Raw genomic sequence first — 22,002 nt, forward strand, 5'->3', positions numbered from 1 at the left:
TTTTTGCGTTAGACAAAGTGGAAAGTCTACGCCGTTCCCTTTACTATGTTGTTGAACAAATACAGTAGGGTAAACAGTGGCAAGACTTTCTCAAAGGGCAATGAATAATGTGGTGATCCTCGCGATGTTAGTGATGATTGCTTTATTCAACTTAGACAAGTTTGCCTCAACGCCAGACGCCCCCTCGTCACGCTCGCTTTTACCAAGCGATGCCTATGTTTTAAAAATAGAACAAGATGGCCATAAGCTAGAGCGCAACGGCCAAACTTGGCGACAAGTGTCTGGCAGGGCAGCGTTGCCGGTAACGCCACAAGCGCAATATGCGGCATGGCAACAGGCTGCCCTAGTGCCAACGCCCTTGCCAGATAGTGCCTTATCTCAGGTAGAGCCCATTATTACCGTAGTATGGCTTGCGGGCTATTCTCAAGGCATTGTGTACGCCTTCTACCCCAGCTCTCACCCCACGACAGTAAAACTTGATGGTCAATGGTACGCATTGGAAAACGCCGAATTGCGCACGCTCTTGCCTTGGCTTTCCTTCGCTGACCAATAACGGCAGCCTTGTTGGAGTATTTTCATGCCTGAATTACCAGAAGTAGAAGTGAGCCGGTTAGGTATATCACCGTTTCTTCAAAACCAAACCATTACCAATATCATTGTACGTGAACGGCGGATGCGGTGGCCCATTCCCGAAACAATCGCCGACGTGATAGGCCATTCTATTTCGGCAATAAAACGGCGAGCCAAGTACTTGCTAATTGAAACTTCAGTGGGCACGGTTATTTTGCATTTAGGTATGTCGGGTAAGTTACGGGTTATTGATGCGGCAACGCCGCCAGTGAAACACGACCATGTAGATATTGTTTTAGCCTCTGGCCAGTGTTTACGGTTTAACGACCCCAGGCGTTTCGGTGCGGTGTTGTTCCAGCCACCCGGTGAAGCGTTAAGCCTACTTGCGCACCTAGGGCCAGAGCCACTCACAGACGACTTTGATGACCAGCGTCTTTTTCAGTTATCTCGGGGCAAAAAAAGCCCAGTAAAAACTTTTATTATGGACAATGCAGTGGTTGTTGGAGTGGGCAATATCTACGCAAACGAAGCCCTATTTTTGGCTGGCATTCGCCCAACTAGGCAAGCTGGAAATATTAGTTTAGCCCGTTACCAGGTGCTTACCGCTACCATAAAGCAAGTACTAGCCAAAGCTATTGAGCAAGGGGGCACCACGCTGAAAGATTTCGCCCAAGCCGACGGTAACCCGGGTTATTTTGCGCAACACCTCAATGTGTATGGGCGAAAAGGCGAGCCATGTGAGGTGTGTGGTAATGCTATTCAAAGTAAGGTGATAGGACAGCGGAACACGTTCTTTTGTACGCAATGCCAGCGTTAGAATAACACTGGCATGCTGGTTGTGGGGCTTAGACTTTTTTGTCGTCTCTGCTTAAGCGGTCTTTTAACGCTTGTTCTACCACAGGGTGGCAAAAACCGCCTACTTGGCCGCGGTGTAAGGCGACTTCTTTTACCAAGGTAGAAGAAATAAAAGAGTTTTCTTCAGCGGGGGTAAGAAACACACTTTCTAATTTTGGGTTAAGCCTACGGTTCATGTTCGCCAGTTGAAATTCGTATTCAAAATCGGATACCGCACGTAGGCCGCGGATAAGAATAGTCGCATTTTGTTGGTCAGCAAAATCGGCTAATAAGCCCGTAAAGCCAACCACTTCTACGTTGGCCAAATCTGTGGTGACTTTTTTAATCATTTCCACCCGTTCTTCAAGTGAAAATAAAGGCTTCTTGCTAGGGTTGGATGCAATGCCAACAATAACGTGAGAAAACAGTTGCGACGCCCTTTCTATAAGATCGGCGTGTCCATTTGTAATTGGGTCAAACGTACCCGGGTACAGTGCTCTTGTATGCATATCGTTCACATTTTTATCGTTGAAGCGCAACAGTAGCGATAATTGCTCAAAGATGCAATTCAGTTACTGTGGTAACCGTCTAGGCAATGCTGCCAATCGTCGGTCTGCCAATGAAAGACAGGGTTGAGGGCCTTCTCTTTATTTAACGAACGTAGCAGCCTATCGAGGTTTCCTTTTTTCCAATGATCGCCACCTCGTTTATGACATCGGTCAAAGTCTATTAACCAAATATTGCCCTCATCATCCATCATGATATTTCGGATGTTGGCGTCATGATGATACACCTGACATGCATGCATAGCGGCTAGGGCCGCGCCTACTGCCTGCCATCGCTCTGCGGATAAGGGCTCACGGGTTAAAATATGATGCAAATCTTGGCTGCTAGGAATGGTTTGGGTAATTAAATCACCACGGTAAATTAACCCGCGCCTATGGATGTACGCACCAATGGGGGTAGGCACATTCAGGCCATGTTGCCGCATGATGTGCAAAAGCCTAAATTCCTCGAATGGCCGAGAGTGTTCCACACCAAGAAATACGTATTGGTCGCTAAGTAGCTTACCCACTAGGCCGCCGCGCTTAAAATGGCGCAACACCCACTCCTGACCTTCGTGAGACACAAACACGGTGGTGCCTCTGCCCTTAGCGAACCCCGTAATTTTGTTATGGATCTGCCAAAACTCGCGACTGAACATGTCAGTGGTTGGCTCTTTCATCAGGGTATCATCGTATAGAAAATGATGCCCAGCACCTAAGTCTCGTCGTATTATCGCCATGCCGTCCACAACTTTATGGTAAATTTGCCATTCTAACGATTTATTCTGGTATTTCAGCAACGAGAGAGCATCTGTGGGAAAAAAGATTTGCTTAATGCGCCTATCGGCCATTGGAGATGTGTGTCATGCAGCCGCAATGGTAACAAGAATTCAGCATCATTGGCCCAGCGCGGAAATAACCTGGGTGATTGGCAAAGTTGAATATCAATTGGTTAAGTTAATGCCCAATGTACGCTTTATTATTTTTGATAAATCACAAGGCAAGGCTGCAGTAGAAGCATTAAAAGAGACCGTGCAAGGCGAAGTGTTTGACGCCTTGCTCATGATGCAAGTAGCGTTACGAGCCAATTTAGCCTCTCGCGTGATAAGAGCGAAAACACGAATAGGCTTTGACTGGGCGCGCAGTAAAGAGTTGCACTGGTTGTTTGCCAATAAGCGAGTGGCAGCGCACCAACACGCCCATGTATTAGAAGGCTTTATGGATTTCGCCGATGCCCTTGGCGTCCCCCCGTCTGATCCTCTACAGTGGAATATTCCAGTGTCTGAAGAAGATGCACAATGGGGCGAAGGGCAAGCGCAAGCACTAGGCAAGTATGTGGTCATTGCACCCGCCGCCAGTAAAGCAGAAAGAAATTGGTTGCCAGAAAGATACGCTGATATTGCAAATTATATCAATGACAAAGGGATGAGTGTGGTATTGTGCGGCGGCCCAGGCAAGCTAGATAGGGAAACCGCCGATGCTGTGCTTGGGCATAATGCAAAAATAGCGCAAGACTTCACGGGTAAAACCTCGTTACATCAGTTGCTTATGTTACTAAAACATGCCGAGTTTGTTATTGCTCCTGATACCGGCCCTGCCCACATGGCCACCACAGTAGACACACCAGTGGTTGGGCTTTATGCCCATTCTAACCCTCGTCGAACTGGCCCATATAAAAATATTCATCGCGTAGTGTCAGTCTACGATGACTGTATTTTGCAGCAAAAAGGTAAACCTTGGACGGCATTACCTTGGGGCGCGCGAGCGAAGGGCAATGATTTGATGGAAAAAATAACGTTGGACGCGGTAATTGAAAAAGTTGACGAACTCTTTACTTAAGTTCACTTAAATGCGTTAATTTTAAGCAAAATTTTAAATCATTATCTAAACTTGAGAAAGCGGTGATAAAAAACCTATTAAAGCAGGGAGACGTAACATTGAAGACGACGTTCGCGTTGTTGTGGAAATGGCGTAAATACTTACGTTTTCCCTCCCCAAAGCATATAGCTTTTATTGTTCTAGTGTTAAGCACTTGGTCGTTAAACGCGCAGGCAGATCAAACAGTGGTGGTCATTAACCCCAGTGTGGCCAAGCCTACCTTAACGCAAGTGGAACTTCGCCAAATATTCACAGGGCATCTTCAATACTGGGAAGACGGGAACAAAATCCATGTCTTTGTATTAGAAGATAACGACCCTTTACACAAAGCGTTCTGTCGGGAAACGTTGAAGATGTTTCCCTATCAACTATCACGTTTATGGAATCAGTTGACGTATTCAGGGCAAGGAGTCACGCCTACCCGCGTTTCATCGAAAGAAGAACTCATTGAACGGCTGGAAAAAACCCCCGGTGCTATCGGCTATATGCCCTCGGGAGTAGTGTCAAAGGCGAGAATGGTGAAGGTGGTATCACAATGACGTATTTTTATGGATTAATGACGGCGCTATGGTTGTGTTGTGTTTCTTTTAGTGCCAATGGGCAAGAATCTTCAAATCTGCAATGGCACGGTTACTTTTCACAAGGTATTACACAATCGATAGACAGTGATTTCATTACAAGCGATAACCAAATTAGCGCCGAGCTTACCGAAATTGGCCTAAACGGGCTGTATCAGGTAGCCAGTAATATCTCGATTGCAGGGCAGGTGGTTTACCTCGACGGCGGCAATAGGTTTGAACAGGGCAGTCGACTCGACTATCTGTTTATCGATTGGACTGTTGACGATATCGCCGGCTGGCAAGCACAAATTCATTTAGGCCGCTACAAAAACAGCCACTGGTTGTATTCCGTTACCCGTGACGTTCCCCAAACTCGGGATACCGCGGTACTGCCTCAATCGGTTTATTTCGATGGTTTTCGCGACGTAGCCCTAGGCAGTAACGGTATTCAAACCCGCTTTAGCAAATACACCGACAATCATGTGTGGGAAGTTAACTGGAGTTATGGTCGCTCGACTATTAACGAAGAACAGCGGGATTACCTATTAGGCAGCTTAGCGTTGGGGAAAATAAAACAAGATTTTGTGCATCAGTTTAGTGTGTTCTGGCAACCAGCTTCAATGAACTGGAAGCTGGGGGCAAGCTGGTTAGATTCAGATTTCGAATACATCCCCCTTGAACAAGATAATCGTTTTGCAGGGATGTCCAACATACGCCGCTTTATGATTTCAATGCAGTACTTTAGTGAGAACTGGGAGCTCAGTTCGGAACTGCTTAGGGAAATACAAGACTTTAATGGTGTATTTACCCCTGACTATTACGACAAGCGCACCGGTGAAGGCGGCTTTGTGCAACTACGCTATCTGTTTTCTCCACGGTTTAGCGGTTTGGTGAGTTACGACAGTTACACCAATGACGTGGACGACCCCAATGGCGTGCAGTTGGAATTGGAAAGTGGCGGTACTGTGCCTTCTTACTTTGGTTATATGGATACCACCGCCGTGGGCTTGCGTTGGGATATTGCGCCTAAATGGCGATTACAAGCAGAGCACCATTGGGTAAACGGCGCCACACGCGCTGTTAGCTTGCTTGACCCTGACATTGCCGACCATACTGAAGAAACATGGCGTATGTGGTCTATACAGCTGATGTATTGGTTTTAGGTCTTCTCTATGCAAGTAAAACTGTCGTTTACGACAAAAACGATTTTAATCTTACTGGCCATGGTGCTAACGGTAACCGTTGTTATCTCCACCATGCTTATTCGAGAATCTGAATCAAATATTACCTTTCAGCAGCAAGAAGAGCAGGTGTCGAATCAACGCCGTTTACAGCTTTTCTCTGATGTGCTGCATAGCAGAATGGTCATGTGGGTAGATACCTTCTCCCAAGCTGAATTAAAAAACCATCAAGATTTATCAAAACTGGCGCTTGCACTCAAAAATACGCAAGAGTACCTCATGCTCAACTTTCAGGTTGAGTCATTGTTTTTGTTTGACGAATACGGCGTGGTGGGAGACAGGCAAGCTGAACCCCCAGTGTTTGTTCAACGTCTGGTTAAAAGTACGCAAACCACGCTGGAAAGCAAAACCCTAGTTACCTGCGAACTCATTTGTCGTTTTTACTTGTCGGTTCCCATCATGACCTCAGATGATGTGGTGCCTGTGGTGGTCATGTCCACATCGATGCGCGAGATATTGTCGTTGTTTAGCCGCTCAACCGACGCGTACAAGTTAGCAATGGTACAATTCACCACCACCGATCACGGCACTAAGGTATTGAGTTTATCCAGCCAATTAGCGCCGTTAAACAGAGAATACCTTAACCGGGTTATTGATGCCTTGCCCAGTGACTGGAACCCGGATGAGCTGGTAATAAGAGGCCAGCGGGTTACCCACAATAACCAAGATTTACTGGTGAGTTTACTGCCTTTCCCATACACCTACGCGAATAATGATCACCCCTATTTGCTGGTGGTAAGAGACATCAGTGTGCTATTAAAGCAAAAAGCCCAATACGAGCTTTTAGTGATAGCCTCTGCCGCGGGGCTTTTCGTGGTGTTTTCTTTACTGTTATCCTTGTTTCTCAATCAATATCGCACCCGCCTTATTGCGGTTAGTGAACGCTTACCCATGCTTGCGCAGCACAACTTTAAAGAGTTTTACGCGCTATCAGCGCGGCGAAGTATCAGCCCAGCCTTTCGATTGACCGACGAACTTGATGTGGTAGAGCAAGCGGCGAATGATTTGGCTAAACAGCTAGAAGACTTCGACGGACAAATGGCCATAAACACCGCGAAGCTTGAGAAAATGGCCATGTTCGATGTGTTAACCGGGTTGCCCAATCGAAACATGCTCACCTTTCAGATAGAACAGCAACTGGCGCTTGCTGCTCGTGACGATCGTCTAGTGGCACTGATGTTTATGGACTTAGACGACTTTAAAAAGGTAAACGACAGTTATGGTCACGACGTGGGAGACAAACTGTTAAAAGCCGCCGCCATGCGTATCTCTAAACCCATAAGAGAAACCGACATTGCCTCGCGTTTTGGTGGCGATGAATTTGTGGTGTTGTTATCTGACATAGACACAAAAGAGCAAGTGACGCTGGTGGCCAAGAAAATCATTGCCGAGTTTGCCCAGCCGATTGAAGTTAATAAGCTGCAATTTTATGTGTCTATTAGTATTGGCGTGGCGATTACACGCCAAGCAAGGGCTACACCAGTAGAACTGCTACGTCATGCTGATATTGCCATGTATGAGGCCAAAGCTAAAAAGGGCACTGGCTATCGGGTATACGACGCCACCATGAACCTTAAAGTCATGAAAAAGGTAGAGCTTGAAGCAGAAGCGCGAGTGGCTTTACGAGAAAATCAGTTTAGCTTGGCACTGCAACCTCAATTAGACCTTAAAAGCCACAAGTTACTAGGGTTTGAAGCCTTACTGCGTTGGTATCACCCTGATAAGGGGCATATTTCACCCGCTGAGTTTATTCCGTTATTGGAAAACACCGCGTTTATGCTAGAACTGGACTATTGGGTGATTAACAAAGCCACCCAACTCGTGCGCGAACTCAACGCGAATGGTTACCCAGGCATAAAAGTGGCCATTAACCTATCCGCAGCGCAATTCTTAGACCCCAGCTTGCCTAACTTCTTACAGCAGCAAATTATCAACAATGACATTGCGCCATCTCAAGTGTGTTTAGAGCTTACCGAAACGGTATTGGTTACCGATATTGAACGCGCCACCAGTGTGATGCGTAAAATTCGTGAAATGGGATGTATGCTGGCTATTGACGACTTTGGTACCGGCTACTCTTCATTGAGCTACCTGAAATCGCTACCGGCAGACTACATAAAAATTGATCGTTCCTTTATTTCTAACATTACAGAAAACGCCGATGACAGAAATATTGTGCATTCCACCATTTCTATGGTGCGAAACCTTAATCTGCAAGTGATTGCTGAGGGTATCGAAACCATTGAGCAACACGAAATGCTGTGCCATTTTGAGGCGCATCAAGGGCAGGGCTATTTAATTAGTCGCCCCATTCCTGAAACGGAACTTTGGAATACGTTAGAAGACAAAGTGAGTTCTGGTGTGTGGAAAAGCACGATTTAACTGCAAGTAGTCGTGAAAACTTGCAAGTGTGCGCAAATATTTACACATACGAATTTTGACACCGTAAAATCCGCCCTTTGGTGGTATACCCTCTATTTGGGTTTCTTTAAAATACCCTTTTTAGCATAACGGGAGACAGGCATGTCTGCGGCATTTATCTCGCATCTAAACGCACAAATTTCAGCCACAAAAGATGAGGGCTTGTATAAAAAAGAGCGCGTTATTACCTCTCAACAGCAAGCCGATATCGACGTGGCGAATGGCGACCATGTCATTAACTTTTGTGCCAATAATTATTTGGGGCTCGCTAATCACCCCGACCTTATAGACGCGGCAAAGCAAGGCCTAGATTCCCACGGGTTTGGTATGGCGTCGGTGCGCTTTATCTGTGGAACCCAGGATATTCACAAACAGCTAGAGGCTGAAATCAGTGATTTTCTAGGGACTGAAGACACCATTTTGTATCCCTCTTGTTTTGATGCGAACGGCGGTCTTTTTGAAACCCTGCTAGGGCCAGAAGATGCGATTATTTCCGATGCCCTCAATCATGCCAGCATTATTGATGGCGTGCGCTTGTGTAAAGCGAAGCGCTACCGCTATGCCAACAACAATATGGAAGCCCTTGAAGATCAGCTTAAACAAGCTGATGCCGATGGCGCACGCTTTAAAGTGATTGCTACAGATGGGGTATTTTCCATGGACGGCGTGATTGCCGACCTTGCCAGCATCTGCGACCTAGCAGACAAATACGACGCCCTTGTTATGGTAGATGACTGCCACGCTACTGGCTTTTTAGGTGAGTCTGGCCGCGGTAGCCATGAGTATTGCGGGGTAATGGGTCGGGTAGACATTATTACCGGTACCCTAGGCAAAGCCATGGGCGGTGCGTCTGGCGGTTATACTTCGGGTAAAAAAGAAGTGGTTGAGTGGTTACGCCAACGCTCGCGCCCTTATTTATTTTCTAACTCGGTGGCGCCACCTATTGTTGCCGCGTCGCTTAAAGTGTTTGAAATGATGAAACACGGCGACGAGTTACGGGCACAGTTATGGCGAAATGCCGAGCATTTCCGCACTCGCATGGAAGAGGCTGGCTTCACCCTAGCCGGTAAAGACCACGCTATCATTCCCGTTATGCTAGGCGATGCGCGCACGGCCAGCAACATGGCTGATAAACTGCTGAGCAAAGGCATTTACGTTATTGGGTTCTCTTATCCTGTAGTGCCTAAAGGGCAAGCTCGTATTCGTACACAAATGTCGGCGGGGCACTCAATTGAACATGTCGATAAAGCGGTAGACGCCTTTATTGAAGTGGGCAAAGAAATGGGAGTGATTGCATGAAGTCGTTAGTGAAAGCGAAAGCGGAAAAAGGGATTTGGCTGCAAGACACGCCAGAACCCGAAGTAGGGCATAACGACCTACTCATTAAAATTAGAAAAACCGCTATTTGCGGTACCGACATGCACATATACAACTGGGATGAGTGGTCGCAAAAAACCATTCCTGTTCCCATGGTGGTAGGCCACGAATACGTGGGCGAAGTGGTTGGTATGGGGCAGGAAGTACGCGGTTTTAACCTAGGTGATCGGGTATCAGGTGAAGGCCATATTACCTGTGGTCATTGCCGTAACTGCCGCGCTGGACGCCGTCACTTGTGCCGTAATACTGAAGGTGTAGGGGTAAACCGCCCTGGTGCATTCGCTGAATACTTGGTTATTCCAGCGTTTAACGCGTTTAAAATTCCAGACAACATTAGCGACGAGCTAGCGTCTATTTTCGACCCTTTTGGTAACGCTGTTCACACCGCACTAAGTTTTGACCTAGTGGGTGAAGATGTACTTATTACCGGTGCTGGCCCTATTGGTATTATGGCCGCAGCGGTTGCCCGCCATGTTGGCGCACGCCATGTGGTGATTACCGATATCAACCCATATCGCTTAGCGCTAGCAAAGAAAATGGGCGCCACACGGGCGGTAGACGTGAGCAAAGAAGACCTACAAGAAGTGATGAACGAGCTAGGAATGTCGGAAGGTTTCGACGTTGGGCTTGAAATGTCAGGAGTGCCTGTCGCATTGCGAGATATGCTGAATAAAATGAACCATGGCGGAAAAGTGGCCATGTTAGGCATACCGCCACAAGACGTGGCTATCGACTGGAATCAGGTGATATTCAAAGGGCTGATTATTAAAGGCATATACGGGCGAGAGATGTTCGAAACCTGGTATAAAATGGCCAGCTTGCTACAAAGTGGCTTAGATTTATCGCCAATTATCAGTCACCGCTTTTCAGTTGATGACTTCCAGAAGGGATTTGATACCATGGGCTCAGGGCAATCAGGTAAAGTTATTTTGGACTGGCAATAATGACAACGTTTTCTCATATCAGCGTACAAGATGTCGCTAACTTCGACGGCGACGTGGCCATCGTGGATATACGCGACCCGCAATCGTACGCCAATGGTCACATGCCAAATGCATCACCGTTGAATAACGACAACTTTTCAGCTTTTGTTGAAAACACACCCAAAGACACCCCCGTGGTTGTGGTGTGTTATCACGGCATTAGTAGCCAGCAAGCGGCACAAGTTATTGCACAGCAAGGTTTTGCTGAGGTATATAGCATGGACGGTGGCTTTGAAGCGTGGCGAGCGAATCAATCTGTGGTTACAGAGTAATTGTGAGCCACCCTTTAATTGCGTTTCGCCAGCAAGGTGTTGCACACCTTCTGGCGAATTACCTAAAAAGCGAAAATATTGCCTGTTCAGTTAGCCCCACGGACGCCGGCGACGAATACGTGATATTGCTTAACGACGAATCTCAAGCGTTGAAGGCGCGAGAAATTACCGAGCAATTTTTAAGCGACCCCAATAACCCTAAATATCAACAAGCCGCATGGCAATATGGGGACAAGGTTAACCTGCTTCCTCAAGCGTCTGGCTTTAATCTTAAAGCGCTCTTCCTAAACGCCCTGAACACCCCTTTAACCACACTGATCTTCACCATTTGTGTGTTGGTGTATGGCTTTTCATTGCTCGGGTTGTTTAGCCCCATCGCGCAACATTTGCTTATGCAGCCTCTATCGGTATTGGCCGACAACAACCAGTGGTGGCGATTGCTCGGGCCCGCATTTATTCACTTTAGTGTACTTCATATTGTCTTTAACCTGCTTTGGTGGAGTACATTAGGCGCAAAAATAGAGCAGGCATTTGGCAGCAGTATGTTGCTATTGGTGTTTGTGGTGTCGGCGGCCACGTCGAACATAGCGCAAGCTTTCTTTACCGAGCCTGTGCAAGCCAACTTGCTGCTATTTGGTGGTTTGTCTGGTGTGGTGTATGCAGTAATGGGCTTTGTATGGTGGCTTGGATGGCTAAAGCCGCAATGGGGCTTACAACTGCCCAACGCGATTGTGGGCTTTATGTTGGTATGGCTGGTGTTAGGTTATGCAGATATTTTGTGGGTAAATATGGCCAATGCAGCGCACACCGCAGGTTTAATCACCGGGTGCGTAATGGCGGCCTTAATATCGTTATTGGCAGATAAACGTAAGGCGTCACGCTAGGTTTATCTCGCCTTAAACTAGCCCTGATTTAGCCTTGGTATAGGTACTTAGTGAAAATAACGTTTTTCACCACTTCACCACCTGTTTCTTGGCGCATATGATCTTGTAATGCTTTTAAAATGGCGCGACGAATATCTTCACGGCCGGTAAGAGATTTCACTTTTTCTTCCGGTTGGCGGCCAAAAATTTCAATGGCAGTGGCGCGCAGAAGCGGCATGTGATGTTCAGCCACTTCTAAGTTATCAACATCGTTGATCATCAGCTCTACCGTTACCCTAACATAGCCTAGCTTGCGAGCACTTTGGCCCACATAGTTAGTCACTATGTCTGGCTCTAAACCTAGGTAGGCGTAGGTTGCTTTATCCTGCGCAAACGAAGGCGAGAGTACGCCGCCAAATAAAAGGCAGGTGGCAATGAATCTGAAAACGCGAATCTTCATCATGGAATGAACAAAAACCAAATTAAAAGGTATAGATTGCTAGTGTAGCAAAACATGCAATAAACACACTACTGCAAAAGTAGAAGCATTCAAGCAAAATCAATATCATAAAGGTATAGTTGAGCATAACAGCGCATTAATGTTTAAAGAGAATGGTAAACACACACACACTCATTATTTCAAATAGGCATACCCTGTGAGCTTCGCAGGTGGTTTCCCAGTGGGGCTATCGGTAGATTGGCACGCACCAAATACTATAAGCATTCCAGATGCGTATTTGAAAAACTGGCTATTAGATACCGGCTCGCTCACCGAACGGGTTCAGTCTTTGTGCCATCAGTTTTCGCTCACCCTGTTAGGGCAGCAAACCATTACCCCTCATCAAAACGAATTGTCGTTACTAAACCGTGACGCTGAACAGGCCTTTCAAGTGCGAGAGGTTCTGCTGTGTGGTAACAATACCCCCTGGGTGTTTGCACGCTCAGTTATACCGCAACAAATGGTAGAGGCAGAATTGGCGAATTTAGGGCAGCAACCTTTAGGTAAGCGGCTATTTAACGATGCGCGTTTTGTTCGTTCAGCCTTTCAGCTTTGTAAGTTATGTTCAAGCAGTATGGGCTACAGCAAAGCGCAAACCCTGTGGGGAAGGCGTTCACTATTCACTTTAAACAATCAAAAGATGATAGTGGCAGAGGTGTTTCTTCCCGATGCACCGGTTTACGACTCAAGGTATCACTATGAAATTTAGTTTAAGACGCAAAAATTTATCTGCTTATTACCGATTAATGCGGTTAGACAAACCTGTTGGCATTTATCTTCTTCTGTGGCCCACACTATGGGCGCTGATTGTGGCGTCTAAGGGCCTGCCTTCTTTGTGTATTACGCTTATTTTTTTGGCGGGCGTGGTGGTGATGCGTTCTGCCGGATGCGTTATTAATGACTACGCCGACAGAAAAGTAGATGGCAGCGTAAAGCGCACCGAAAACAGGCCGCTGGCCAATGGTGAAGTTCAGGCTAACGAAGCCTTAAGCTTATTTTCATTACATATATTGGCCGCATTCTTTCTGGTACTTATGCTGAACTGGCTAACCATGGCGCTGTCGGTTGTGGCGCTACTGTTAGCCGCAAGCTATCCGTTTATGAAGCGTTACACGCACTTGCCTCAGGTTGTGCTAGGCGCAGCATTTGGCTGGGCAATACCGATGGGCTTTATGGCGGTGATGGAAACCGTACCCGCTTATGGTTGGTGGCTATTTGCCGCCAATTTATGTTGGACAGTGGCCTACGACACCATGTATGCCATGGTAGATAGAGACGACGACATTAAAATAGGCGTTAAATCTACGGCGGTGCTGTTTGGCCGATACGATGTAACCATGATAGTGGCGTTACAGGCGTGCATGCTTGCTATTTTATTGGGTGTAGGGCAAATGATTGATGCCAGCTGGCCATATTATGTGGCGTTAGTGATAAGTGCTTTACTGTTTTATCGCCATTACCAATTTATAAAAGGCAAAACGCGAGAAGGTTGCTTTACAGCGTTTATAGAAAACCACCAAGTAGGGTTAGTGATAACCTTAGGGCTGTTACTTCAGTACTGGCTGGCGTAGCTGGCTAATTAACCTAAAGCGTGGCGAATGCGTATAAAGAAGAGCGCGGTTGGCAACGTATTGCCAACCGCTTAAATGTGAATTTAGTCTGCTTGCGTGTTTTCTAACACGGCAATGCGCGCTTCCATCGCGTCGAGTTTTTCACGGGTGCGAATAAGCACTTGGCTTTGAATATCAAACTCTTCACGGGTGACTAAATCGAGTTTAGACAGTTGAGTTTGAAGCACTTGTTTAATTTTACCTTCGGCCTCTTCAGCCATATTGCGCACACCTGGTGGAACGGCATCTGCAATCTGTTTTGCTAAATCTTCGAGTTTTTTCGGATCCAACATGGAATTCCCTTATAATGCGCTGCGTCAAAGTATGTGGTCTATTCTATCGGCATAGCCATATCTTGCAATGAAAACTATGACACCACCATTATCTATTCGGTTTTAGGAAGGCAATGAAACTTAACGAAGCGCAAGAATCTGCTGTCACTTTTGTCTCTGGACCCTGTTTGGTTTTAGCCGGGGCAGGCAGCGGTAAAACTCGGGTTATCACCAATAAAATCGCGCATTTAGTCAGAAATTGCGACATGCCCGCGCGCTATATTGCTGCCGTTACCTTCACCAATAAAGCCGCGCGTGAAATGAAAGAGCGGGTGGCACAAACCTTAGGCAAGCCTGAAGCTCGCGGGCTAAAGGTGTCTACCTTTCACACCTTAGGGTTAACCATAATTAAAGCCCACGTGAAAGACCTGGGGCTAAAGCCTGGGTTTTCTTTATTCGACGACAAAGACTCGTTGTCGCTATTGACCGACCTCACCCGGGAAACCCTTGACGGCGATAAAGAACAGTTATCTTTGCTGCAAAGCTGCATCTCTAATTGGAAGAACGACCTTATTTTGCCAGACGCGTTACTCAAGCAAGCGCAAAGTACGGGCGAACGTGAATTTGCCGAAGCTTACAAGCGTTACCAAGATAACCTAAAAGCTTACAATGCCTTGGATTTCGACGACCTTATTTTACTGCCCACCTTGTTGCTTAAAACCAGCGAAACCGTGCGGGCTAAGTGGCAAAACAAAATCCGCTACTTGTTGGTAGATGAATACCAAGATACCAACACCAGTCAATATGAACTGGTGAAGTTGCTGGTGGGAGAGCGTGCCCGCTTTACTGTGGTAGGCGATGACGACCAATCTATTTATTCTTGGCGGGGAGCAAAACCACAAAACTTGCACCTACTACAGCAAGATTTTCCTCGGTTAAATGTTATTAAGTTGCAGCAAAACTACCGCTCTTCCGGGCGTATACTGCATTGCGCGAATATTCTTATTCAAAACAACCCGCACTTATTCGACAAAACCCTGTTTTCCGAGCTGCAATACGGCGAACCGCTTAAGGTAATAGAAGCCAAAAACGAAGAGCACGAGGCCGAGCGCGTAGTGGCCGAACTGCTGGCCCATAAGTTTATGAATGGCAGCCAGTTTAAAGACTACGCCATTTTGTACCGAGGCAACCATCAAAGCCGCTTATTTGAAAAGCTGCTGATGAGTAACCGCATTCCTTACAAAATAAGTGGCGGTATGTCGTTTTTTGGCCGCGCCGAAGTAAAAGACATCATGGCTTACTTGCGCTTGCTAGTGAATCAAGACGACGACAACGCCTTATTACGAATAATCAATACGCCAGGGCGGGGCATAGGCCGCGCCACGCTGGAAAAACTGGGTAACTTTGCTAACAGCTTAGGTGTGTCTATGTTTGAAGCGGCCACCCATGCCAATTTAAATAGCGTACTGCCCGACAAAGCCTTCCATGCAGTGTCTGGCTTTGCCCGTTGGATTGTAGAGCTAAGCGACAATGCAAACAGGGGCGATACCGCCGATGCGGTTCGCAGCATGATCCGCACCATGGGCTACGAAGAGTGGTTGTACGAACAAAGCGCCAGCCCAAAAGCCGCTGAAATGGCCATGGCCAACGTGAGTACCTTATTCGGTTGGGTGACCGACATGCTAGAAGGTAACGAATTAGAAAGCCCAATGACTCTGACTGAAGTGGTTAATCGCCTAATTCTTCGCGACATGATGGAACGAGGCGAAGACGACGGTGAAGGCGATCAAGTGCAGCTTATGACCTTACATGCTTCTAAAGGGCTAGAGTTCCCCATTGTCTTTTTAGTGGGTATGGAAGAAGGGCTATTGCCCCATCAAAGTAGCATAGACGAAGACAACGTAGAGGAAGAGCGCCGCTTAGCCTACGTGGGCATTACCCGTGCACAGCGCGAACTTATTTTTAGTTTGGCAAAAGAACGCCGACAATTTGGGGAAATTATACACCCTGAACCTAGCCGCTTTTTGTTCGAACTGCCAGCAGACGACGTGCAATGGGAAAACCAAAAGCCTAAGGCCACCAAAGAAGAACGCCAACAAAAAGCTCAAGTGGGGATTGCAAACCTACGGGGAATTTTAAACAAGAGTTAAGTGCCGCTAGCTGGCAAGCTGTTTCATGTCTAACACCTTAGGCTGTTTCAGTATTTTGCCTTGGGCGTAGTTACATTCTATTTCAGTTAGCGCAGATAACTGTGCGGTTGAGTCTACGCCTTCTGCAATAACCTTAAATTTAAGGTGCTCAGAAATAAGCATAACCGACTGAATAAGCTTGAGATTACGCTGCGAACGCGGCAGCGACTTCACAAACCTATGGTCTATCTTTATAAAGTCGAAGGGGTAGGCAAATAAATAGCTTAATGACGCAAGCCCGCTACCAAAGTTATCCAACACCAAGGTAATGCCAGCACGCTTCAGTTTTTTAATGGCTGGTAAAATATACTGCGAGCGACGATTTAAATCGTTTTCATCAAACTCAAAAACCAACTCGTGTGGCGACACCTCATAGTTTTCCACCAAGGCCACCATCTTGTTCACCATAGAGGCTTGCAACAAGTGGTTTATCGACACATTCACCGCAATACGCCCAGGGGCTTCGCCGCTATCCCGCCAATGCTTAAGAAGTTCGCAGGCTTTACGCAGTTGGAATAAGTCTAAATCTAGCGTTAACCCGCTTTGCTCGGCCACTTGCCTAAACTGCTCTCGGGCAATTTTGCCGTAAGCCGGGTGCGACCAACGAACATACAATTCGTGATACAGCGCAGAATCATCACGCAAATCAATCACAGGCTGCAAGAAATAATCAAACTCTTCTTCTCGTAACGCACGCCTAAATTCGTTTTCCAACTCAAGTTCTTCAATAAGACGATCGCGCATGCTTTTATCAAACATAACAAAACGGCCACGGCCCAAAGTTTTTGCTTGGTACATGGCTGCGTCGGCGTCTCTTAGCACTTCATCAGCGCTACGATAATAAGGCTCAAGATGGGCAATACCAATACTGGCGCCCGAATACATTTCTTTGCCTTCCAGTAAGAAGGGCTCAGAAATGGAGTTAATAATACGTGACGCTACTTCTTCAACGTCAGACACTTCATCGAAGTTATCAAGAAGCACCACAAATTCATCGCCACCCAAGCGGGCAAGCAAATCGTGGCCGCGAATACATAGCGCAATACGCCGTGCAACTTCAATGAGAAACTCATCCCCGGCGTGATGGCCTAGGGTGTCGTTGATGACTTTAAAGCGGTCTAAATCAATAAAGAGCACTGCAAACAAGTTATCGCTATAACGCTGCTTGCTGGCAATGGCTAATTCTAAACGGCTAGTAAACATAGCGCGGTTAGGTAGGTCGGTGAGCGAGTCGTGGTGGGCATCGTGAATTAGCTTTAACTCAATCTCTTTACGTTCTTCAATTTGTTGCTTCAAAAACGTATTGGCTTGGTCAAGCTCGGCGGTGCGCTCTTTAACACGCGCTTCCAGTTCGCTGTTGTAACGCTGAATAGCTTCGGTACTACGCTTACGCTCCATGGTTACCGCAATGTGGTGCGATACAAAACGTAAAAGCTCTAAATCTCTGGCGGTATACTTAGCGTGTTTACCGTAGGTTTGCACCGCAATAATGCCTGATATTTCTCCATCAACGATTAACGGCGAGCCCAACCACGAGTTCGCGCTATTCAGCATGGTTTGCGCCACGCTTACGTCAATCTCTCCGGCCTCTGCTAGCTCTAGTACCCGAGGCGGGTTAATCAGTTCAGCTTGCCCAGTACGCAATACAAATTCCGTTAAGCCAAGGCCAATAGGGCGCGACTCTATGCTTTCATTTTCTTTATCACTGAAATACGGGAATTCAAGGTGCTGCTTATCTTCACTTAGTGTAGAAATGTAGCAGTTAGGAGCGCTTATTAAGCGGGCTAAAATATCGTGCAAGCTGGTATAAAACACCGACATGTCGCCATCAAGGTTCGCTGCCAGCTCCGATATTTCAAACAGGGCTTGCTGTAATGCTTCTACCTTTTGGCGCTCGAGTATTTCTTCTTGTAAATCGTCATTTATTTTACGTAACTGGCGGGTACGGTCGCGAATAGTACGTTCGGTAAGCTCGCGGTTTTTAACTCTATCTACCGTAGTGACAATATGCTGCGAGACAAACAGCAGTACTTCTAAATCTTCTTGGCTATAGTGAATGCCTTCATCGTAGGTTTGTACCACCATGGCGCCAATAACCTGGCTGCCTCGCTTTAACGGCACACCCAATAATTCAAACGGCTGCGAGCCCACTAATTTAATGCCGTGCTCTTTGGCAAATCGCTCTTCTTCTTCACGCTTATAAAACAGGTGTTGGCCGGTACGCAGAATAAAACCTGTCATGCCGTCCATCATATCTTCAGCGGGCAGTTGCTTTACCGCTTGTTCGTCAAACTCATCAACAAAGTAAGCAAAATCTACCAAATTGTTATCTTGCTCGTAAAAGGCAACAAAGAAGTTATCGGCATTCATAAAATCAGCAATGATTTCGTGAATGGCAGAATAAAGACGATTGAGATGGCTAACCGAACTGGCTAATTCAGAAATGTCGAAAAGCGCCTTCTGAACACGTTCAGCGCGCTTATATTTATCGGTGAGTTGTTGAAGCTGCGGTATTAATTCCCGCAGCTCTTCTTCCGTCAACTCATATTGCGTTAAATCTGATGACATTTTGAAGCCGGCTAGAATAAGAATAGGTAATTCTAAGTTGCATTAAACTACCCGATCCATCAGAAAAACGCTACTTTTTCCAACAATTTGTTGTGTAAAGTGTAGAGTTAAATGCCTTCGATCATATATTCAATAGCGGCTTTAATTTCATCGTCTGAACAGCTGCTACATGTACCACGAGGAGGCATTGCGTTAATACCGTTAAGGGCATTTTGCCATACGCCGTCTAGGCCACGTTCGTCTAAACGGGGCTGCCAGTCTGCAGCTACGTGCAATTTAGGTGCGCCAAGAACGCCCGCTGCGTGACAGGCAACACAGGCAGAGTTGTAAACGTCTTCGCCTGACTTTGCACCGCCGGCTGCTGCGTTATTACCAGCGGCTTGTGCGCCTGCAACGTGTACCTGACCAATCGGCTTAATACGATCGGCAATTTCGTCGTCACTCATTTCTTGTGCTTGCGCAGCAAACACAGTTAGTGCTGTAGCTGCAACGGTAAACCAGGTTTTCAATTTCACATCTGTCTCCAGGCAATCATGAACTTTAAGTAAAGTATAACGTGCCAGATTATAACGGTAATTCATGCCTGAACAACTGTTTGCTACCAATTACCTATAAAAAGTAAGGATTTTTAATGCAGACAAAACCATCAATTCAGAAATGTTTTGCATAAACCAGTTGATGCAAGGCCGTGGCGTCAGTATTATTACGCCCCGTTTGCGAAGTCAGATTAATCACTACTGGTTTTCAAACATCCCCAACGCACCCGTAGCTCAGCTGGATAGAGCGTTGCCCTCCGGAGGCAAAGGTCATAGGTTCGAATCCTATCGGGTGCGCCATTTTTATCAAGTAGAAACAAGCTCGCATTGAATTACGAAAAATTCTACGAACCACTAAACGCTGTACATTCGGCTAACTTTAACCGCTGTATTTACTGCGGCTGCGAAAAGGCCCGCTCCGACTTTATCCCACCTATAAAATTTATTCACGACTGGCAAGATGGAAACCTAGAGGCCGATTTTATTTCTGTGCCTTCATGTCACGAATGTTTCGACCTATTAAAAAACGAAAACAATAGCACGCTAGAACCAAGAATTGCCGTGTTAAAAAAGCGATTGGCAGAAAAATACAAAAAGGCTATTAGGGTTTTTAACCACTGGAGTATGGAAGAAATTGAAGAAATGGACGCGGCATTTCAAATAAGCCTAAAAGGCGGCATGCGCTTAGGCAAAGAAACCCTGTCACGGCTTCAATTTACAGGGTTCGATTATGAAGTAAACGGCAGCATAACGCGGGTGGCAAAACCACAGCGCGAGGTGTTCAAAGTGTTCGATGACGAATTTAGCAGCTTTAGAGAAGCGCTAGCCTTTGCCAGCGCTACCTACCAAATAAAGAAAAGCAGGCTAAGTCAGCTTTATTTCGACAATGATGAAAGCTTTGATAGGGCGATTGAGGTTTTTCATGGGTTGCTCAAAAAGGAAGATTAAATATTCTACTATGTTTTATAGCTGTAAATAACATAGATTCGAACCACTATTAAGAGTGGCCATTTTTAAAAGTTGGTAGACATAGCGCTGTTTTCTCTTCTAACCGGCAACAAAAATTGAATTGAGAAAAGCTTGTTCTCAACCTTTAACAGTTCAGTTCTTGCTTAAAATTTAAGCGTTAAAGTTGGCAGTGCGAATCAAATAGTGTTAATTTGTTAGACTAAAGGCTAACTATAAGGATGTAGAATGCGTTTTGTTGACGTTTTGAACGTATTGTCCAAATCTTCCCCTTATGCTGTTTCCACTGAGCGAAAAGACGCCATTTCAGCTGAGCTTGATGCAGTAAAGAAATACCTTTATATCGAAACAGAGATTCAAAAAAACTTCGAAAACCACCTAAAGACATTATCTACTACCGCAAAGAAAATTATTTTTCTTTGCGGTAGTAGTGGTGATGGTAAATCTGAAATCCTTACTCAATATGCTTCAAAGTTTTCTCACAAAGCTACTTTTCATTTAGACGCAACACATAGTTTTGAACCTGATGAGTCTGCAATATCAACACTTGATAAAGTTTTTGCTGATTATCAGCGTAGTGAGAAAGCATTAGTAGTTGGTATCAATGTGGGCATGATGGGGAATTATGTCGAAGAGGGTAGCGATGAAAATGTGTGCGATGCCATCGCCAATTATTTAGACTCAAAAGAGTCAACTTCAGAGTATGTGTTCTTAAACTTTGAAGACTATCCAAAGTTCAATTTAACAAGTACCGGTCATTCTTCTGATTTTGTAAAAGCTATTTTGCAACGAATAACAAAATATGAAGACAATATTGTACGGCAGTATTTTGATAAAGAAAGAGCTAGTCATGATGGAAATAAACTCCTATGTACTAACTATCAGCTTCTTTCTATTCCACAAGTTCAAGATAGAATTGTCGATGTACTGTTTAAAGCTAGACTGATTAAAGACCAGTTTCTTACAGCAAGAACGCTGTTGGACTTTGTTCACACATTGTTATCACCGGAGGGGTATCTATTTGATAATATGTTCAATGCCTCTGATAACGAAATCTCATCCAAAATAGTAGATTTTGACCCTGCAGATGTTAGAACAGAAAACGTCGATAAGTTTCTCTTAAGTACTAGTTTGGGTTTGTACGACAAGCGCTTCGAAGAATTCACTTCTTATCTATCCTCTGAACTTGGTATTCGTCAGTCGAAAAATTCTCACTCATATCTAAGACTGTTCTACCTTCTTGGAGAAGCAGAGATCGCCAACAACTATCACAAAGATTTTCTTGAGGATTTTGATGAGCCTCTATTAGATAAGTACGCGAAAGTGTGGAATTTACATACTCACTTTGTAGGGGGTAAAGAAGAGAAAAAAGAGCTAAAAAGCTTCTATAAAGAGACAATATTCGCTGCAATCCACACATATATAAATAGAAATGCCAAATCGATTGCTAAAGGGAAGTTTCTTATCTCATCTCACAATGGTTATCAAATTATGACTGAAGTCGATATGGAACCTGACTTTACGGCTATTCAGCATGCACCACCAACAAGTACATCTTCTTTTGTAGCTAATATATCCATTGAAGGTAAAAGCGTTTCAATGCCGGTTAATATAAACCTTCTTAATATGATGAACAGAATTATTGGCGGATATAGACCAAACAAGCATGACAAAAATACCATCGTTATTTTAGATGACTTTGCTGACCATATAGCTGCCATAGCATCGAGCAAAGATAAGCTCACCATAGTTAAAGACGGCTTAACAATGAGCTTACGTTACGATGATGACGAAATAGAAGTAAGTGGGGTTTAGAAA

At 45.6% G+C, this 22,002-nt stretch carries 21 protein-coding genes and 1 tRNA gene; 16 read left to right on the forward strand and 6 right to left on the reverse strand.

Annotated features, from left to right (window positions below):
• Positions 1–76 precede the first annotated feature (76 nt).
• A complete protein-coding gene (locus EP13_RS00285; protein WP_044055443.1) occupies positions 77–553 on the forward strand; it encodes a hypothetical protein in 477 nt (158 codons plus the stop codon).
• Positions 554–577: 24 nt separating this feature from the next.
• Entirely contained in the window at positions 578–1,387 is an 810-nt protein-coding gene (mutM, locus tag EP13_RS00290; protein ID WP_044055444.1) for a bifunctional DNA-formamidopyrimidine glycosylase/DNA-(apurinic or apyrimidinic site) lyase, read from the forward strand.
• 28 nt (positions 1,388–1,415) lie between these two features.
• Here mutM and coaD read toward each other — a convergent pair whose 3' ends face one another.
• Positions 1,416–1,913 (reverse strand): pantetheine-phosphate adenylyltransferase, encoded by a 498-nt coding sequence (coaD, locus tag EP13_RS00295; RefSeq protein WP_044055445.1) that lies wholly within the window; start codon positions 1,911–1,913, stop codon positions 1,416–1,418.
• A 59-nt stretch (positions 1,914–1,972) separates the two neighbouring features.
• Positions 1,973–2,800: a 3-deoxy-D-manno-octulosonic acid kinase gene (locus tag EP13_RS00300; protein WP_231401215.1), complete on the reverse strand. Its 828-nt coding sequence runs from the start codon at positions 2,798–2,800 to the stop codon at positions 1,973–1,975.
• A 25-nt stretch (positions 2,801–2,825) separates the two neighbouring features.
• Here EP13_RS00300 and EP13_RS00305 point away from each other — a divergent pair, with 25 nt between their 5' ends.
• From EP13_RS00305 to glpG, 8 genes are all read left to right on the forward strand, one after another.
• Positions 2,826–3,788, forward strand: coding sequence for a glycosyltransferase family 9 protein (locus EP13_RS00305; RefSeq protein ID WP_231497898.1), 963 nt, complete (start codon positions 2,826–2,828; stop codon positions 3,786–3,788).
• Positions 3,789–3,886: 98 nt separating this feature from the next.
• On the forward strand, positions 3,887–4,366 hold the full coding sequence (locus tag EP13_RS00310) for a substrate-binding domain-containing protein (protein ID WP_196897817.1): 480 nt from the start codon (positions 3,887–3,889) through the stop codon (positions 4,364–4,366).
• Positions 4,363–5,550 carry a hypothetical protein gene (locus EP13_RS00315; protein ID WP_044055447.1) on the forward strand — a complete coding sequence of 396 codons (1,188 nt, stop codon included), beginning with the start codon at positions 4,363–4,365 and terminating at the stop codon, positions 5,548–5,550. Before EP13_RS00310 ends, EP13_RS00315 begins: the two co-directional genes overlap by 4 nt.
• 9 nt (positions 5,551–5,559) lie before the next feature.
• Positions 5,560–8,010: a putative bifunctional diguanylate cyclase/phosphodiesterase gene (locus EP13_RS00320; RefSeq protein ID WP_044055448.1), complete on the forward strand. Its 2,451-nt coding sequence runs from the start codon at positions 5,560–5,562 to the stop codon at positions 8,008–8,010.
• A 141-nt stretch (positions 8,011–8,151) separates the two neighbouring features.
• Positions 8,152–9,348: a glycine C-acetyltransferase gene (gene kbl / locus EP13_RS00325; protein WP_044055449.1), complete on the forward strand. Its 1,197-nt coding sequence runs from the start codon at positions 8,152–8,154 to the stop codon at positions 9,346–9,348.
• Positions 9,345–10,370 carry an L-threonine 3-dehydrogenase gene (gene tdh, locus EP13_RS00330; protein ID WP_044055450.1) on the forward strand — a complete coding sequence of 342 codons (1,026 nt, stop codon included), beginning with the start codon at positions 9,345–9,347 and terminating at the stop codon, positions 10,368–10,370. Before kbl ends, tdh begins: the two co-directional genes overlap by 4 nt.
• Positions 10,370–10,681, forward strand: coding sequence for a thiosulfate sulfurtransferase GlpE (glpE, locus tag EP13_RS00335; RefSeq protein ID WP_044055451.1), 312 nt, complete (start codon positions 10,370–10,372; stop codon positions 10,679–10,681). The genes tdh and glpE overlap by 1 nt, the downstream gene beginning before the upstream one ends.
• A 2-nt stretch (positions 10,682–10,683) precedes the next feature.
• Positions 10,684–11,565 (forward strand): rhomboid family intramembrane serine protease GlpG, encoded by an 882-nt coding sequence (gene glpG, locus EP13_RS00340; protein WP_044055452.1) that lies wholly within the window; start codon positions 10,684–10,686, stop codon positions 11,563–11,565.
• Positions 11,566–11,593: 28 nt separating this feature from the next.
• Here glpG and EP13_RS00345 read toward each other — a convergent pair whose 3' ends face one another.
• Positions 11,594–12,007: a flagellar basal body-associated protein FliL gene (locus EP13_RS00345; protein WP_081869406.1), complete on the reverse strand. Its 414-nt coding sequence runs from the start codon at positions 12,005–12,007 to the stop codon at positions 11,594–11,596.
• Between the two features lie 193 nt (positions 12,008–12,200).
• On the opposite strand from EP13_RS00345, the gene EP13_RS00350 reads away from it, so the two are divergent.
• Together EP13_RS00350 and ubiA are read left to right on the forward strand one after the other, a co-directional pair.
• Positions 12,201–12,752, forward strand: a complete 552-nt coding sequence (locus EP13_RS00350; protein ID WP_044055453.1) for a chorismate--pyruvate lyase family protein — start codon at positions 12,201–12,203, stop codon at positions 12,750–12,752.
• The gene (gene ubiA, locus EP13_RS00355; RefSeq protein WP_044055454.1) at positions 12,742–13,614 is read left to right on the forward strand and encodes a 4-hydroxybenzoate octaprenyltransferase; all 873 of its coding nucleotides are present in this window, start codon (positions 12,742–12,744) and stop codon (positions 13,612–13,614) included. Before EP13_RS00350 ends, ubiA begins: the two co-directional genes overlap by 11 nt.
• A gap of 83 nt (positions 13,615–13,697) precedes the next feature.
• Here ubiA and ubiK read toward each other — a convergent pair whose 3' ends face one another.
• The gene (ubiK, locus tag EP13_RS00360; protein ID WP_044055455.1) at positions 13,698–13,946 is read right to left on the reverse strand and encodes a ubiquinone biosynthesis accessory factor UbiK; all 249 of its coding nucleotides are present in this window, start codon (positions 13,944–13,946) and stop codon (positions 13,698–13,700) included.
• Between the two features lie 113 nt (positions 13,947–14,059).
• On the opposite strand from ubiK, the gene rep reads away from it, so the two are divergent.
• On the forward strand, positions 14,060–16,075 hold the full coding sequence (gene rep / locus EP13_RS00365) for a DNA helicase Rep (RefSeq protein WP_044055456.1): 2,016 nt from the start codon (positions 14,060–14,062) through the stop codon (positions 16,073–16,075).
• Positions 16,076–16,081: 6 nt separating this feature from the next.
• Here the strand turns inward: rep and EP13_RS00370 are convergent, their stop codons facing one another.
• Positions 16,082–18,682, reverse strand: a complete 2,601-nt coding sequence (locus tag EP13_RS00370; protein WP_044055457.1) for a sensor domain-containing phosphodiesterase — start codon at positions 18,680–18,682, stop codon at positions 16,082–16,084.
• A 107-nt stretch (positions 18,683–18,789) separates the two neighbouring features.
• The gene (locus EP13_RS00375) at positions 18,790–19,197 is read right to left on the reverse strand and encodes a c-type cytochrome (RefSeq protein WP_044058624.1); all 408 of its coding nucleotides are present in this window, start codon (positions 19,195–19,197) and stop codon (positions 18,790–18,792) included.
• Positions 19,198–19,441: 244 nt separating this feature from the next.
• Here EP13_RS00375 and EP13_RS00380 point away from each other — a divergent pair.
• The 3 genes from EP13_RS00380 to dptF all read left to right on the forward strand — a co-directional run bounded on the left by EP13_RS00380 (position 19,442) and on the right by dptF (position 21,999).
• A tRNA-Arg gene (locus tag EP13_RS00380) sits at positions 19,442–19,518 on the forward strand.
• A 27-nt stretch (positions 19,519–19,545) separates the two neighbouring features.
• On the forward strand, positions 19,546–20,166 hold the full coding sequence (locus tag EP13_RS00385; protein WP_044058625.1) for a hypothetical protein: 621 nt from the start codon (positions 19,546–19,548) through the stop codon (positions 20,164–20,166).
• A 246-nt stretch (positions 20,167–20,412) separates the two neighbouring features.
• Complete coding sequence (dptF, locus tag EP13_RS00390) at positions 20,413–21,999, forward strand: DNA phosphorothioation-dependent restriction protein DptF (protein WP_044055458.1); 1,587 nt, start codon at positions 20,413–20,415, stop codon at positions 21,997–21,999.
• Positions 22,000–22,002: the final 3 nt, after the last annotated feature.

The organism is Alteromonas australica (assembly GCF_000730385.1).
In the GTDB taxonomy this organism is placed as follows: Bacteria; Pseudomonadota; Gammaproteobacteria; order Enterobacterales; family Alteromonadaceae; genus Alteromonas; species Alteromonas australica.